The organism is Chengkuizengella axinellae, assembly GCF_030730905.1.
In the GTDB taxonomy this organism is placed as follows: Bacteria; Bacillota; Bacilli; order Paenibacillales; family KCTC-33759; genus Chengkuizengella; species Chengkuizengella axinellae.
Map to the genome: position 1 here is coordinate 239,401 of NZ_JAVAMP010000002.1, position 14,837 is coordinate 254,237.

Sequence of the window (14,837 nt, forward strand, 5' to 3'; positions counted from 1 at the left end):
GTGATTTTGTGAAGATGAGGGAATGATAATATGAAAAGAATATGGCTTAGTTTTATTAGTTTATTTATTATTTTACTAAGTACAGGATGTATGTATCCAGATGATATGAGGGGAGACAAAAGTATTGGAGCAACTAGAGAATCAATTACAATAGTTCAAACTGCTGTTGATGCCTATCAAGAAGTCTCTGGTGGATTGCTTCCGATAAAAAATAGTGAGATGGATACACCGATTTATGAAAAATATATCATTGATTTTACTAAATTAGGTGCATATCTCGGGCAAATTCCACCTGTTGCCTTTGAAAATGGCGGAAATTATTATTTTGTACTGGTTAATGTTGAGGAAGATCCTACGGTCAAATTAATGGATATCGTTTCTTTTCAAAAAATAAATACTCTTGAACGAGAGATTATGCTCTATATTAGCGATAACAATGGAAAACTACCCAAAGGCGAGCAAATATATGAAAACTGGTTTAGTATAGATTTTGATCAACTAGGTCAAAAAAGACTGCAGATCAAAAGTCCTTATTCAGAAATATATTTAAGCCCAATCGTACATACTTCAGGTATTGTAAAAGTGGATTATGGTATAGATATTTTGAAAAAAATAGAGAGTTCCGATAAAAATAATATAATCCTTGACCAAGATTTGCGAAATGTTTTAGTTGAAAATTCTATATTTGTACCCGTTAAATCCAATCCTTATGAATGGATTAATGAACAACCTACAATTGTAAATACATTTTAAAAGACCGCTTAATAGCGGTTTTTTTAGAGTATATGAAAGTATAACTTTCCATCCTCATATTGGCTTAGCGCCCCGCAAAAGTAATAGGATTATTCTTCAGAGCATTACTTCACTTCTATGGGTTGTTTTAATGATGATTTCTAAAATTAAGGTTTAACAAATCATTCATTAAAGAAAGATTCAATAACCTCTTATACTTTAGGATACTATTTCTTTTTTGAAATATATAAAGAATATTTTCTCATAATAATCATATATTTTTCAGAGGATATGTTAAAAAGTATTTTTACAAGTCAACAAATCGGGCTGGATTGTTCAAAAATTCAGTCATATTCATTTTTTTGCTACATATATTGTTACTAGTCCAATTGAATGTACGATACCTTGTATAGGAGGGGATCTTTTTGGAAAAAGTGGATATTTTTAAAGACATCGCAGAAAGGACAGGTGGGGATATTTACTTAGGGGTAGTAGGTGCGGTTCGAACAGGTAAATCTACTTTTATTAAACGATTTATGGAAACCATCGTGTTACCAAATATTTCTAATGAGGCTGACAGAGTAAGGGCTCAGGATGAATTACCTCAAAGTGCATCTGGTAGAACCATCATGACAACTGAACCTAAGTTTGTTCCAAATAATGCAGTGAAGATTACTGTAGATGAAGGCTTAGAAGTAAATGTGCGCATGGTAGACTGTGTTGGATATGCTGTTGTAGGTGCGCAAGGGTACGAAGATGAAAATGGCCCTAGAATGATTAATACTCCGTGGTTTGAGGATCCGATACCTTTTCAAGAAGCCGCAGAAATAGGTACAAGAAAAGTGATTCAAGAGCATTCCACACTAGGTGTAGTCATTACTACAGATGGATCAATTACGGATATTGATAGAGAATCCTATCTTGAAGCAGAAGAACGTGTAATTAATGAATTGAAGGAAGTAGGCAAACCTTTTATTCTAATTGTAAATTCTACTCATCCAGAGCATCCGGAAACAATTGAGCTGTGTGAAGAGTTATCTAGCAGATATGATATTGCTGTAATGCCTATGAGTGTAGATACCATGGGAGAACGGGAAATGACTTCCGTGTTAAGAGAAGTACTATTCGAGTTCCCAGTGCATGAAGTGAATGTGAATCTTCCTAGCTGGGTTATGGTTTTAGATGAGAATCATTGGTTAAGAGCTAATTTTGAAGAAAGTGTAAGGGAGACCGTTAAAGATATAAGCAGACTTCGAGATGTAGATAGGGTTGTAGGTAATTTTGAAGGGTTTGATTTTATTGATAGAGCCTCCCTGGCTGGTATGAACATGGGGCAAGGGATAGCTGAAATTGATTTGTACGCTCCAGATGAATTGTATGATCAAATTTTAATGGAAGTAGTTGGAGTAGAAATAAGAGGTAAGGATCATTTGCTTCAATTGATGCAAGAATTTAGCCATGCCAAAAGAGAGTATGATCATTATGCTGAAGGTATTGAGATGGTAAAAGCGACAGGTTATGGAATTGCAGCACCACCAATAGAAGATATGACTTTAGAAGAACCAGAATTGATCAGACAAGGTTCAAGATTTGGAGTAAGATTAAAAGCTATCGCTCCTTCTATTCATATGATTAGAGTAGATGTAGAATCAGAATTTGCTCCAATTATTGGAACTGAAAAACAGAGTGAGGAACTTGTAAGATACTTAATGCAAGACTATGAAGATGATCCTGTAAGAATTTGGGATTCAGATATTTTTGGAAGATCATTGCAGTCTATTGTGCAAGAAGGCATTCAGGTAAAACTAGCCATGATGCCAGAAAATGCTAGAAACAAGCTGCAAGAAACGTTAGGAAGGATTACGAACGAAGGATCAGGCGGACTAATAGCTATTATCTTATAAGAATGAACAACTCCGATAGAAGTTTGTTTTCCTAAAGAAGAAAAATAAATAGATGTAAAAGAACCGATTTTCCTAAATAAATAGGTTGAATCGGTTTTTTGCTCTTCCCTTTTTCAAAAGGAAAATGTATAATATATTAGAATTTGGAAGAATATCAAATTCCCTTTGTATTATTTTTTGTGTTTATAAGTATAAAATGTAGTGATTTAAACATTTTTCGGTGTTTTTATGTATATTTTTAATTAAAAAGGTTAACACAAATGATAATATAATATTTTTGGGGGGAGGTGAAGAACTTGAATAAATCTGAATTAGTTACTAAAGTTGCAGAAACAGCTGAGCTTCAAAAGAAGGATGCATCAAAAGCTGTAGATGCAGTTTTTCAAGTAATCTCTGAAGCATTACAAAGCGGTGATAAAGTACAATTAGTTGGATTCGGTAATTTTGAAGTTCGTGAGCGTTCTGCAAGAAAGGGTCGTAATCCACAAACTGGAGAAGAAATCGATATTGCAGCTAGTAAGGTGCCTGCTTTTAAACCAGGTAAAGCTTTAAAAGAAGGAATTAACTAATTACGTACATATCATTCAGGAAATTATTATAGGAGCCGTTGTGTCTAGTTGACGCAGCGGTTTTTCTTAAAATATAAGAATATATAAATATGTTCAGTAATAGTAAAACGAAGGGTTAAACGACATCTCAGTTCATGAATGAATCGAGATGAAATAAAATATGTTATAATTTTGAGATAGTACATAATCGAATGTAAAGAAATGGAGGGTTATCATGAATAAAATAAATGATGAATACGTGATAATCAAGGCCAATGAAGATGGCGTTAACGTAATTGGACTTACAAGAGGCCAAGACACTAGATTTAATCATACTGAAAAGCTAGATAAAGGGGAAGTTATGATTGCACAGTTTACTGAGCACACATCTGCAGTGAAGGTAAGAGGAAAGGCGACTATTCAAACAAAACATGGAACAATTGAAAGTGAATGAATTTTTTATGTGCAGGCAGTCATAGCCTGCCGTTTTTATTTGTAGAATGGGATATAAGTATCTGTTCAAAAAGGAGAAGTGAATATGAAGCGTATATTTCTTATCTCATTGTTGATGATCTTGATCCCAATTGCAATGTCTAGTTTTTTTCAGTTAGAATTTAAAAAAAATGAATTCGAAATGAATGATAATAAAGAAACAGGCAATGCGGTATGGCAATTATCTGACGGTAATTTAGTTGATTTCATGATTGATTTGCCCATTCAAAATAAACTTAGTAAAGTAGGTTGGGATCATTCAACGCTTTCGATTGATTTAAATATTTCTGAAACGTTGAACAAACCCAATACAGTTTATCAAGATTTGTATTCGATCGTCCATTCGGGACTGAAAGAAACTAAAAATGTGAAGCTTGTATTAATAAGAGTATTTGATCAAGATCATTTAGGCAGTGGGAATCAAAAGCTTTTAATGACTGTTGATGCAAATGATAGTCAATGGTCAGAAGAAATGGAACATTTGATAAATAATCGTGAAATCTCAAAAGAAGAACTCTTATCGATATTTTTTAAGTTGAAAACTACTGATTATTGGGAAGAATGGATGGAAGAAATCTCTTGAAAAATAAAACTGTATTATTGTACAGTGCGTGTGTTAGACGGATGTGATATAATTATTTAGATTTTATTAAAGTAATGAATTTCGGAGGCAGTATTATGGATGGTTATTTAGTTCCTGAACTTGCAAAAAAAAATATGCAATATGATATGATTGAACAACATACGGACCTACCCAAATTTCCGTATTCACGTTCAAAATTGCTTTATATTTTTTTAAATAAATATTCACCTTTAGAGGGTATATCTGAGTTGTTTTCATTAGTTACTTCTTTAGTGCAAATGGGATTAGATACCCATGATTTAGTTGATGTTGGCACTGAGCATGCAGAAATGAAAAAAATGCGAACAAGACAGCTTAGAGTTTTAGCAGGGGACTATTTTAGCAGTCGATTTTATCATTTATTGTCACAAGCAGGGCAAGTTGAAGCTGTTCATTCATTATCGCAGGCGATTGCTGAGGTCAATCGTTTAAAAATAAATTTATATATGAAGATGAAAAAGTTTAAATTAACCGCTGATGAGTATTTTCAGCAACGTATAGATATTAAGTCACAATTATTTCTTGTTTTTTCGAAATATATGGATGGGAAATCGCAAAAGCAATGGTCAGAGCTCCTATTGTCAATAACGAAATGTGAACTAATTACTGAGGAATTAGACCGGATGACTCAAAATAAAAATCTAAAAGATAGCTGGGGATATTGGTATTTAATAAATCATGTTACACATGAAGAGCAAGAAGTATTAAAAACTGAAAGCTCCAATGAGTCTCTAATTCAATCCTTTTTATTAAAGTATAATATTAAGCTTAAACTGCATCAAATGTTGGAAAAACAGTGGCAGGAAATTAGTGATTCATTTCATAGTATTAATAATAAAAGTCTTCAACACGAATTGGAAAAATTAGGACAACCCTTCAGAAATTATATAACTGCATCTAAAGTTTAAAGAAAAGGTGATAAAATTGGAAGGAAATGCAAAGAAGGAATTTGTGCATTCTGTATTTGAAAATATTGCACCTAAATATGATATCATGAACGATATTATTAGTTTTAGAAGACATAAGGCTTGGCGTAAGTTCACAATGAAAAAAATGAATATAAAAACCGCTGAAACAGCGATTGACATATGCTGTGGTACATGTGATTGGACAATCAGTATGGCAGAGGAAAGTAAAGCAGGAAAAATTGTAGGTCTTGATTTTAGTCAAAATATGTTAGATGTAGGCAGAAGAAAAGTAGAGTCTTCTAAGCTGGATAATCAAATTGAATTAGTGCATGGGGATGCAATGGATCTGCCATTTGATGATAATTCTTTTGATTATGCAACCATTGGACTTGCACTGAGAAATGTTCCAGATCTTAGACAAGTTCTCAGTGAGATGAGAAGAGTGGTTAAACCAGGTGGTCAAGTATATTGTTTGGAATTATCTAAACCAACTTGGCAGCCTTTTAAGTCCATATATTATTTTTATTTTAATAGGATTCTACCATTGATTGGAAAATTAGTAGCGAAAAGTTATGAACAATATAAATGGCTTCCAGAATCGTTGATTACATTTCCTGATCATAAGGAGCTAGCGAAAATATTTGAAGAAGTAGGTTTGAATGAGGTTAAAGCCTATCCTTTAACTGGAGGGATTGCTGCACTTCATATTGGCACAAAGGGGAAATCAAATTAATGTTAAACAAAACAAAAATATTTCTTGAGATGATAAAATTTGAGCACACGATATTTGCTTTGCCCTTTGCTTTTATGGGAGCAGTTTTAGGCTCTTTTATGATGAATGGTCATTTGCCTTCTTGGGCGCAAATCGGATGGATTATATTAGCCATGGTTGGAGCAAGAAGCGCTGCAATGGGATTGAATCGAGTGATAGATAAAGTCATAGACGGTAAAAATCCAAGAACAGCGGCTAGGGCGATTCCAGCTGGTTTGCTTTCCTCCAAAGAAGTCATTCTATTTATAGTATTGTCATTTGGTTTATTATTTTATGCTTCATTCAAATTACATCCATTGGCGGTTAAACTTTTACCAATTGCCGTATTTTTCTTAGTCATTTACTCATATACAAAGCGCTTTACTTGGGCATGTCATCTTATTCTTGGGTTTACCATTGCTCTAGCCCCTTTAGGTGGTTGGATTGCCATTACCGGTAGTATAAATATGACTGCAATTATTTTATTTATTTCTGTTGCTTTATGGACAGCAGGGTTTGACATTATATATGCTTGTCAAGACACTGATTTTGATCAAAAAGAAGGGTTATATTCTATTCCAAGTGTATTTGGTATTGCAAGTGCTTTGAAAATTGCTAAGTTCCTCCATTTGATTACAACCATTGGATTTGTCAGCATTTTGTTCTTAGCTAATTTAAGCTGGTGGTATTTTGTTGGTACAATTATTGCAGCAATATTATTGATTTATGAGCATCAACTTGTTAAACCGAATGACTTATCTAAATTAAATGCAGCATTTTTTACGATGAATGGTGTATTGAGTGTCGTTGTTTTTGTATTTACATTGATTGATTTGGCGGTGCTGAAGTAATGGATGAATGGAACCAACAACCAGAAAAAGAATGGATAATTGGAATAACTGGTGCTAGTGGAGCGATATACGGAATCCGTTTGTGTGAAGTTTTACAAAAGCTAGGTTATCATATTAAAATTGTTGTCACTGATGCAGGTTGGAGAGTCTTAAAAGAAGAGTTGGGTTGGAATGTTTCTCAGAGACATGAGACATTAGAACAACATTTTTCAAAATTCCCTGGGAAATATTCTTATTTTCCTATTCAAGATATTGGTGCAACTATTGCAAGTGGTTCTTATCTAACTGAGGGTATGGTGATTATGCCTTGTTCTATGGGGACATTAGCTGGGATTTCACACGGGATGTCGGACAATTTAATGGAGCGGGCTGCAGACGTCATGCTGAAGGAAGGGCGCAAATTGATTATTGTCCCTAGAGAAACCCCGCTTCATATGATTCATATCGAAAATATGCTTAGATTATCAAAAGCAGGTGCTACAATGATACCAGCAATGCCGGCATTTTATTTTAAACCAAAAACAATAGATGATATAGTCTCTTTTTTGGTAGGTAAAGTTTTAGATTCAATGGGTATACATCATAACATGTTTACTAGATGGGGAGATTTGGATGAGTCGAAAAATGGATATAATTCGAATAGGAGAAATTGATTATACCAATGTCTGGCCTATATTATATCATTTCCCAAAAAAGGAATATGAAAATCAGATACAGTTCGTATCTGAAGTGCCGACAAAACTTAATCATGCTCTTTCAAATGGAGAATTAGATATGGCACCTATCTCTTCTTTTGCTTATGCAGAATCCTTTCAAGAGTATGTGTTATTTCCTGACTTGTCAGTAAGTTCTTTTGGCAAAGTGAATTCAATTTTGTTATTTCATAAAAAACCAATTGAAGAAATAGCTAATCTTAGAATTGCACTAACAACAGCTTCTGCAACCTCTGTGAATTTACTAAAAATTATTATTCATAAATTTTATGGTGGCAATCCTCAATATTTTTATGCTGAACCTAATTTAGAGAATATGTTAAAGAAAGCAGATGCTGCTTTGTTAATAGGGGATGATGCCATTCAAGCGAAGTGGATGAATTCAAAATATGAGGTCACAGATCTAGGTGAACTCTGGACGGATTTAACAAATAGTTGGATGACATTTGCAGTATGGGCTGTGCGTAAAGACATTGTGAAAGAGAAGCCAAAATTGGTTCAACAAATCTTTCGTTTGCTGCAAGAGAGTAAGGAACGTGGTTTAAAGGATAGAAAAAAAATGCTCTCAGAGGCTCAAGCTAGAATAGGTGGCTCGAAATCCTTTTGGGAAAAATATTTTTCTGAATTAAGTCATGATTTTGGACAATTCCAAAAAAATGGGTTAAAGTTATATTATCAGTATGCGAGAGATATGAAGCTTATATCTGAGCAAGTCCCAATACAAATGTGGACAAATCGTGAGTCGCCCGAAATTATAAAATATTGATGTTATAGGAGATATAATGAAGCTATTAGACATCTACGCACGTTATAAAAAGGATATTCAATATATAGAAAGTGAACTTGAAAAAAATGTTCATTCTGACCATGATATTCTAAAAGAAACCTCAATTCATTTGCTAAAAGCAGGAGGGAAAAGAATTCGTCCTGTTTTTGTATTGCTTTCAGGCAAATTTGGAAACTATCATTTAGAAAATTTGAAAAATGTTGCAGTTGCACTGGAACTTATTCATATGGCAACACTTGTTCATGATGATGTCATTGACAATGCGGTGACAAGACGTGGAGAGCAGACTGTGATGGCAAAGTGGGATAATAAAATTGCCATGTACACTGGAGATTATATTTTTGCTAGAGCGTTAGCTGTAGTAACTCAACTTAAAGATCCAGAAATTCATCAAATTTTATCCAAGTCCATTGTACAGATGTGTATCGGCGAAATGGAGCAAATTCGTGATTTCTTTAATACTGATCAGTCTATTCGTAATTATTTGCTTCGAATTAGAAGGAAAACAGCACTGTTAATTGCAATTAGCTGTCAATTAGGTGCTTTAGCCGCCAATGCTTCTAGAGAAGAAGTCAGAGCTTTATATTCGTTTGGGTATAATGTAGGCATGGCATTTCAGATTACGGATGATGTATTAGATCTATGTGGTACTGAAAAACAAATTGGAAAGCCACCTGGTAGTGATATAAAACAAGGGAATATAACAATACCGATGATATATGCTTTGCAAGAATCTGATTTAAAAGAATCATTGTTATTCCTAATTAATAAAATAAAACAGAATGAAGACCAATCAGATGTAAACCAGTTTATTCAATTGATCAGAAATAGTGCTGGCATTGAAAAGGCTGAAGCCCTTGCAAATCAATACATACATAAAGCAATTCATCAATTAGATCAATTGCCCGATATTAAGACAAAAAAACATCTGCATGATATAGCGAATTTTGTGTTGAGCCGTAAATACTAACTTACGATAAGGTAAAATTACCTTGTCGTAATTTTGGATTTACTTTTAATAATTATCACATTTGTGGAGGGTTAAACATGGAAAAAACATTTTTAATGATCAAACCAGATGGAGTTCAACGTAATGTAATGGGGGATATTATTTCCCGTTTTGAACAAAAAGGTTTTCAGCTTAGAGCTGGTAAATTCACAGTGCTAAGTCAGGAACAAGCTGAGAAACATTATGAAGAGCATAAGGACAAGCCTTTTTTTGGTGAGTTAATTGAATTTATTACCTCTGGACCTGTATTTGCAATGGTATGGGAAGGCGATAATATTATTCAAATTTCCAGAATGATGATTGGAAAAACAGATCCGATAGATGCTCAACCAGGTACGATACGTGGTGATTTCGCGGCACATAAAAACTTAAATATTATCCATGGTTCTGATAGCAATGAAAGCGCTGTACGCGAGATTGAAAACGTTTTTACGGATTCTGAATTAGTGTCCTATGAGAAAACATTAGCCCCTTGGATCTAAGATGTCAGATTTAGATTTAGAATTAGATTTAGATTACCATTCATTTGTTAAAGAGTTGAAGAAGCATATAAATATTGATTTATCCCAATATAAAGAAACACAGATGAAGCGAAGACTTACAGTGTTGAAAAATAAACGGGGTTATCATAGTTTTCGAGATTATTTAAAAGATATTGTTAAAGAGCCTAACCTAATGGATGAGTTTTTAGATCGTATGACAATTAATGTTTCGGAATTTTGGAGAAATTCAAATCGATGGAGTCTGTTGGAGAAAAAATACATTCCATCGCTTTTAAATGGAAATGAACAGCTTAAATGTTGGAGCGCTGGTTGTTCTACTGGAGAAGAAGCGTACACACTTTCTATGATTCTTGCAAATCAAACGAGTGCTTCTAAGTATAAAATTGTTGCATCTGACTTAGATGAACGTGTGTTGGAAAAAGCTGACAAAGGTAAATATGATGAGCGTTCTTTACGTGAATTGCCGCAAAAATATCATAAATACATAAACAAAGAACAATCATATTATAAGGTTTTGGACTTATTAAAGGAAAATATTAAGTTTGAAAAGAAAAATTTATTATCTGATCCATTTGGATCACAATTCGATTTAATTATTTGTCGAAATGTAATGATATACTTTACGAATCCTGCTAAGGATTTATTATATCAGAAATTTTCTGATGCTCTGAAACCAGGTGGTATTTTATTTGTGGGGAGTACTGAACAAATCTTCTCCCCAAAAGATTATCAGCTTGAAACAGAAGATATGTTTTTTTATAGGAAAATGAAGTCTTGAACGAACGACTTTACAGATTTGTATATCCTGTAAAGTCGTTTTTTATATTTACACTTAAAAGAACTTTTTATCCTCTACAAATCGAGTATCAGTAAAATTTATCGGACCACTTAAATTCACCATTGGAGTATTTGTATCACAAACAACTTTGTAGGTTACATCTTTTTCAAGTTTTGTAATCATATCCACAGTTTGTTGGGAAAATATTTGTCCTATCTCATCATCACTGTCAAGCTCTGTAATTGAACTATAAATCTCATCCTTATTTTTTAATATTTTGTAATTCACCGTAACCTCTTCAGTAGTATCTATGTGGAAAATACTGTTTAACCATATGAGATTCCCCGGCTCTAAACAATCATAAATAATTTCTGCAACTTGAGTGGGTTCTTGGTCGTCCATAGAAATTACTTCCCCTGTATTACGACTATTCTCCGGTGTTTCAAATTTAAATTGTTCAATCTCAACCTTATTATTATGAAAAGACACGTTATACTTGACCTCTCTCTTTATTCGTTATCCTATTTTATGAAGAATCGAATTTATTTGCTTGGACTGATAACCCTAGACAATAATACTAAAAAAAATCTGATCTTACCATTATGTGGTCATCTCTAAACATACTCAAGAGAGTAAACCTTATCTTCCCTATTTTTAAGTCAAATCCTCTAATTTCCCACTTTTGTGGTGTTTGGAAGTGGATTGACTAAGAGGGTTGAACTACTTCCACGAATAAATTCTTCCAACTTTACCCATACTATATATTATGGGAGTACATCATGCTTGGAGGGTTCTCTTATGGATAAAAGAAAGGTGATAGAAGCTTATCAACGTGGGTTTCTATCTATACAAGAATGTGCTCAAATTTTAGGTTTGGATTCTGTCAAAATCATGGAAGTTGTTCAGGATACGAACTGGTCTAATCTACAAAAGAAACAAAAAGCAAAATAATAATAATAAACATATATGTGATCTTCAGCAATAAAGAGGTGTCATGTGAGAGCAATTACATCTTTGTGATTAATGATGTACCAAAACATCCTGTTTTTGTGAACTGGTAGTCTAATCCGTATGAGGATAGAAGGTTTTTCTATCCCTGAAAAACACGCTAAGCAGAATTGCCTATCGTGTTTTTTGTTGTCAACTTTACTTAACTATACTATAATTAGCACATGAATTTGTAGGAAAACGGGCGATGAAAGATAAACGCCATGGGAAAAGTATGAAAGGGGATAGTTGAGTGAGATATCTAACAGCAGGTGAAACACATGGGCCACAATTAACAGCCATTGTTGAAGGAATGCCCAGTAACTTAAAAATTAACTTTGAAGAAATAAATCGAGAGTTGCAGCGTCGCCAAAAGGGGTATGGACGAGGCAGAAGAATGCAAATTGAAAAAGACGCGGCTAATATAGTTGGTGGAGTAAGACATGGTAAAACAACAGGTGCTCCAATTGCATTAATAGTAGAAAATAAAGACTGGACACATTGGACAACAGTGATGAACATTGAGCCGATTGAAGGATCAGATGAAGAAAAGAGACGAGTACATAGACCTCGACCAGGTCATGCTGATTTAAATGGTGGATTGAAATATAATCACAAAGATTTGAGAAATGTACTTGAACGTTCTAGCGCTAGAGAAACCGCAGCAAGAGTAGCTGTAGGGGCAGTTGCAAAACAACTATTAGCTGAATTTGGTATTAAAGTTGCAGGTCAAGTGATACGTATAGGAGAAGTAGAAGCACAAACCCAAAACCTCCCTATTGATGAGTTGATTCGTGTAACAGAGGAATCCCCAGTAAGAGTAGTAGACAAAGAAGCAGAAGCAAAAATGATTGCCCATATCGATGAAGTGAAAAAAGAAGGAGACTCCATTGGTGGTATTGTGGAGTGTATAGTAGAAGGTGTCCCTATTGGTCTTGGTAGTCATGTTCAGTGGGATCGCAAGTTGGACGGAAGAATTGCTCAGGCCGTTGTATCTATCAATGCTTTTAAGGGCTGTGAAATAGGAATTGGCTTTGAAGCAGGAACAATTCGCGGTTCTCAAGTACACGATGAAATATTATACTCTGAAGAAAAAGGATATCATCGAAAGACAAATCGTTTAGGTGGTTTTGAGGGTGGTATGACTAACGGTGAGCCAATTGTAGTACGTGGTGTAATGAAGCCAATTCCAACATTGTACAAGCCCTTGGAAAGTGTAGATATTGATACCAAAGAACCATTCTCTGCACAGGTAGAGCGTTCAGACAGCTGCGCTGTTCCAGCAGCTAGTGTAGTAATGGAGCATGTTGTAGCTTGGGAAGTAGCTTGTGCTCTTATGGATAAATTCGGGGGAGACTCCATAGATGAAATTCGTAATAATATTAACAATTACCTAGAGCAAGTGGAGCGCTATTAAAATGAAACAATTAAATGTTGATTTAGGTGATCGCTCTTATCCCATTTATATTGGTGATGGTATTATAGAACAAATTGGTTCTTATTTTGCGAAGCATCAAATTAGCTCACGTTCTCCCATAATGGTGATTACAGATGATAATGTTGCTTCTCTGCATTTAAAAAAAGTGACAACACATCTACTAGAGAGTGGTTATAAAGTTGTTGAATATATTGTTCCAGCTGGAGAAATGTCTAAATCTTTGTCTGTGCTTGAACAGATTATTGGTAAGGCATTAGATGCAGGTTTGGACCGAACCTCTACAATCATTGCTTTGGGTGGCGGAGTTGTTGGAGATTTGGCTGGTTTTGTAGCTGCAAGTTTTATGCGAGGTGTTAAATTCGTACAAATCCCAACAACTATCCTTGCACATGACAGCAGCGTTGGTGGTAAGGTTGCAGTGAATCATCCGAAGGCTAAAAACATTATCGGTGCTTTCCATCAGCCTCAAATCGTTTTATATGATACTTCAACTTTAAAAACATTACCTGAGAGAGAAATTAAAGCAGGTTTATCAGAAATGATCAAACATGGTTTAATATGGGATGCTGAATTTTCAAAATGGATAGATGAAAATGCTGAAAAACTGCTATCTCTAGATGCTGAAGCTTTAGAGTATGGTTTATACAATGGGTGTAAAATTAAATCCCACGTTGTATCTGAAGATGAACGTGAACATGGTTTGAGAGCCATTTTGAATTTTGGACATACGATTGGTCATGCTCTTGAAGCGGTAGCTCACTACAATCAGCTTTTGCACGGTGAAGCGATAGCGATTGGCATGGTTGGTGCGGCAAAGTTATCTGTTCGTTTAGGTTATCCTGAAAGAATTTATACAGAGACGAAAGCTGCGATGAAAAAATATGGTTTGCCAATCCAAATCCCTGGTCACTTAGATATAGATGAAATCATGAAAGCGATGCTGCATGATAAAAAGTTTAAAGAAGGAAAAGTAGTGTTTACGATTTTAAAAGATATAGGTGAAGCACATATTCAAAGTGGAATCTCCATAGATTTGATTAGAGAGATTGTTGAAGAGTTAAGATGGGAGGAATGAACAACTTATGTATGTTAGGGGAATTCGTGGAGCAATAACGGTTAAACAAAACGAGGAATCTGAAATCCTAGATGCTACCTCTGAATTGTTAAAAACAATCGTTAAGGAAAATGATGTAAATCCTGAAGATATCTGCAGTGTGTTTGTTACAGTAACACATGATATTACGGCTACATTTCCAGCAAGGACGATTCGTCAAATGCCTGGGTGGGAGCTAGTTCCACTTATGTGTTCCTTGGAAATTGATGTACCGGGCAGTTTACCAAAATGTATTCGTTTAATGGTGCAAGTGAATACAACTAAACAACAAAATGAGATGAAACATGTATATTTGAATGAAGCTGTAAAGCTTCGTCCTGATTTAAAGTCAATTTGACGATTCGTGTTTCCTATTGTATATTTGAGTGAGTAGAGTAGAGTTTAGAAGAGTGTAGATGGATTTAGTATAGTCTAAGAAAAGTATAGATGAGTTTATTTTGAAGCCCCTTAATCAAGAGCCTTGTTTATTTTGATTATGCATTGCTTAGGTTTAATAAAGGATATATTTTAGAGTATTCTTTTCTGTTTGGGGTATATTAATACAGGACTATTATTTCATCGATTTAAATATAACAAACCTCTGCTAATTTAAAGTAGAGGTTTTTTTTATCTTACAATTTTTAAGTTTTTACAAATTTAATATTTCTACTAAGTACCACTTATTAAGGAATAAACGACCTCTACAAAACTAAATTTATTC

18 protein-coding genes are annotated in these 14,837 nt (G+C 34.3%); 17 read left to right on the top strand and 1 reads right to left on the bottom strand.

Going from position 1 to position 14,837, the window contains the following annotated elements:
- Positions 1–30: 30 nt before the first annotated feature.
- From Q5Y73_RS06720 to Q5Y73_RS06780, 13 genes are all read left to right on the top strand, one after another.
- Positions 31–753 carry a YphF family lipoprotein gene (locus tag Q5Y73_RS06720; protein ID WP_305991092.1) on the top strand — a complete coding sequence of 241 codons (723 nt, stop codon included), beginning with the start codon at positions 31–33 and terminating at the stop codon, positions 751–753.
- A 404-nt stretch (positions 754–1,157) separates the two neighbouring features.
- Complete coding sequence (gene spoIVA, locus Q5Y73_RS06725; protein WP_305991093.1) at positions 1,158–2,636, top strand: stage IV sporulation protein A; 1,479 nt, start codon at positions 1,158–1,160, stop codon at positions 2,634–2,636.
- A gap of 296 nt (positions 2,637–2,932) precedes the next feature.
- Complete coding sequence (hbs, locus tag Q5Y73_RS06730) at positions 2,933–3,205, top strand: non-specific DNA-binding protein Hbs (RefSeq protein WP_305991094.1); 273 nt, start codon at positions 2,933–2,935, stop codon at positions 3,203–3,205.
- Between the two features lie 214 nt (positions 3,206–3,419).
- Positions 3,420–3,638: a trp RNA-binding attenuation protein MtrB gene (mtrB, locus tag Q5Y73_RS06735; protein ID WP_305991095.1), complete on the top strand. Its 219-nt coding sequence runs from the start codon at positions 3,420–3,422 to the stop codon at positions 3,636–3,638.
- Between the two features lie 84 nt (positions 3,639–3,722).
- Positions 3,723–4,259 (top strand): hypothetical protein, encoded by a 537-nt coding sequence (locus tag Q5Y73_RS06740; protein WP_305991096.1) that lies wholly within the window; start codon positions 3,723–3,725, stop codon positions 4,257–4,259.
- Between the two features lie 95 nt (positions 4,260–4,354).
- Positions 4,355–5,206: a heptaprenyl diphosphate synthase component 1 gene (locus Q5Y73_RS06745; protein WP_305991097.1), complete on the top strand. Its 852-nt coding sequence runs from the start codon at positions 4,355–4,357 to the stop codon at positions 5,204–5,206.
- 16 nt (positions 5,207–5,222) lie between these two features.
- Complete coding sequence (locus Q5Y73_RS06750; protein ID WP_305991098.1) at positions 5,223–5,939, top strand: demethylmenaquinone methyltransferase; 717 nt, start codon at positions 5,223–5,225, stop codon at positions 5,937–5,939.
- Complete coding sequence (locus Q5Y73_RS06755; protein WP_305991099.1) at positions 5,939–6,808, top strand: UbiA-like polyprenyltransferase; 870 nt, start codon at positions 5,939–5,941, stop codon at positions 6,806–6,808. Before Q5Y73_RS06750 ends, Q5Y73_RS06755 begins: the two co-directional genes overlap by 1 nt.
- Positions 6,808–7,461, top strand: a complete 654-nt coding sequence (locus Q5Y73_RS06760) for a UbiX family flavin prenyltransferase (RefSeq protein ID WP_305991100.1) — start codon at positions 6,808–6,810, stop codon at positions 7,459–7,461. Before Q5Y73_RS06755 ends, Q5Y73_RS06760 begins: the two co-directional genes overlap by 1 nt.
- Entirely contained in the window at positions 7,421–8,287 is an 867-nt protein-coding gene (locus Q5Y73_RS06765; RefSeq protein WP_305991101.1) for a menaquinone biosynthesis protein, read from the top strand. Before Q5Y73_RS06760 ends, Q5Y73_RS06765 begins: the two co-directional genes overlap by 41 nt.
- A gap of 16 nt (positions 8,288–8,303) precedes the next feature.
- The gene (hepT, locus tag Q5Y73_RS06770; RefSeq protein ID WP_305991102.1) at positions 8,304–9,278 is read left to right on the top strand and encodes a heptaprenyl diphosphate synthase component II; all 975 of its coding nucleotides are present in this window, start codon (positions 8,304–8,306) and stop codon (positions 9,276–9,278) included.
- Positions 9,279–9,355: 77 nt separating this feature from the next.
- Entirely contained in the window at positions 9,356–9,799 is a 444-nt protein-coding gene (ndk, locus tag Q5Y73_RS06775; protein ID WP_305991103.1) for a nucleoside-diphosphate kinase, read from the top strand.
- A 1-nt stretch (position 9,800) separates the two neighbouring features.
- Positions 9,801–10,598 carry a CheR family methyltransferase gene (locus Q5Y73_RS06780; protein ID WP_305991104.1) on the top strand — a complete coding sequence of 266 codons (798 nt, stop codon included), beginning with the start codon at positions 9,801–9,803 and terminating at the stop codon, positions 10,596–10,598.
- A gap of 54 nt (positions 10,599–10,652) precedes the next feature.
- Here Q5Y73_RS06780 and Q5Y73_RS06785 read toward each other — a convergent pair whose 3' ends face one another.
- Complete coding sequence (locus Q5Y73_RS06785; protein ID WP_305991105.1) at positions 10,653–11,087, bottom strand: hypothetical protein; 435 nt, start codon at positions 11,085–11,087, stop codon at positions 10,653–10,655.
- A 309-nt stretch (positions 11,088–11,396) separates the two neighbouring features.
- On the opposite strand from Q5Y73_RS06785, the gene Q5Y73_RS06790 reads away from it, so the two are divergent.
- From Q5Y73_RS06790 to aroH, 4 genes are all read left to right on the top strand, one after another.
- Positions 11,397–11,549, top strand: a complete 153-nt coding sequence (locus Q5Y73_RS06790; protein WP_305991106.1) for a hypothetical protein — start codon at positions 11,397–11,399, stop codon at positions 11,547–11,549.
- A 289-nt stretch (positions 11,550–11,838) separates the two neighbouring features.
- The gene (gene aroC, locus Q5Y73_RS06795) at positions 11,839–13,002 is read left to right on the top strand and encodes a chorismate synthase (protein ID WP_305991107.1); all 1,164 of its coding nucleotides are present in this window, start codon (positions 11,839–11,841) and stop codon (positions 13,000–13,002) included.
- A 1-nt stretch (position 13,003) separates the two neighbouring features.
- Positions 13,004–14,098, top strand: a complete 1,095-nt coding sequence (aroB, locus tag Q5Y73_RS06800; protein ID WP_305991108.1) for a 3-dehydroquinate synthase — start codon at positions 13,004–13,006, stop codon at positions 14,096–14,098.
- Positions 14,099–14,105: 7 nt separating this feature from the next.
- On the top strand, positions 14,106–14,474 hold the full coding sequence (gene aroH / locus Q5Y73_RS06805; protein ID WP_305991109.1) for a chorismate mutase: 369 nt from the start codon (positions 14,106–14,108) through the stop codon (positions 14,472–14,474).
- Positions 14,475–14,837 lie beyond the last annotated feature (363 nt).

What these genes read in the sequence shown, in the direction of transcription:
- Q5Y73_RS06720 (WP_305991092.1), top strand. Translation starts at nt 31, where the DNA reads ATGAAAAGAATATGGCTTAGTTTTATTAGTTTATTTATTATTTTACTA.
- mtrB (WP_305991095.1), top strand. Translation starts at nt 3,420, where the DNA reads ATGAATAAAATAAATGATGAATACGTGATAATCAAGGCCAATGAAGAT.
- Q5Y73_RS06740 (WP_305991096.1), top strand. Translation starts at nt 3,723, where the DNA reads ATGAAGCGTATATTTCTTATCTCATTGTTGATGATCTTGATCCCAATT.
- Q5Y73_RS06745 (WP_305991097.1), top strand. Translation starts at nt 4,355, where the DNA reads ATGGATGGTTATTTAGTTCCTGAACTTGCAAAAAAAAATATGCAATAT.
- Q5Y73_RS06755 (WP_305991099.1), top strand. Translation starts at nt 5,939, where the DNA reads ATGTTAAACAAAACAAAAATATTTCTTGAGATGATAAAATTTGAGCAC.
- Q5Y73_RS06760 (WP_305991100.1), top strand. Translation starts at nt 6,808, where the DNA reads ATGGATGAATGGAACCAACAACCAGAAAAAGAATGGATAATTGGAATA.
- Q5Y73_RS06765 (WP_305991101.1), top strand. Translation starts at nt 7,421, where the DNA reads ATGAGTCGAAAAATGGATATAATTCGAATAGGAGAAATTGATTATACC.
- hepT (WP_305991102.1), top strand. Translation starts at nt 8,304, where the DNA reads ATGAAGCTATTAGACATCTACGCACGTTATAAAAAGGATATTCAATAT.
- ndk (WP_305991103.1), top strand. Translation starts at nt 9,356, where the DNA reads ATGGAAAAAACATTTTTAATGATCAAACCAGATGGAGTTCAACGTAAT.
- Q5Y73_RS06780 (WP_305991104.1), top strand. Translation starts at nt 9,801, where the DNA reads ATGTCAGATTTAGATTTAGAATTAGATTTAGATTACCATTCATTTGTT.
- Q5Y73_RS06790 (WP_305991106.1), top strand. Translation starts at nt 11,397, where the DNA reads ATGGATAAAAGAAAGGTGATAGAAGCTTATCAACGTGGGTTTCTATCT.
- aroB (WP_305991108.1), top strand. Translation starts at nt 13,004, where the DNA reads ATGAAACAATTAAATGTTGATTTAGGTGATCGCTCTTATCCCATTTAT.
- aroH (WP_305991109.1), top strand. Translation starts at nt 14,106, where the DNA reads ATGTATGTTAGGGGAATTCGTGGAGCAATAACGGTTAAACAAAACGAG.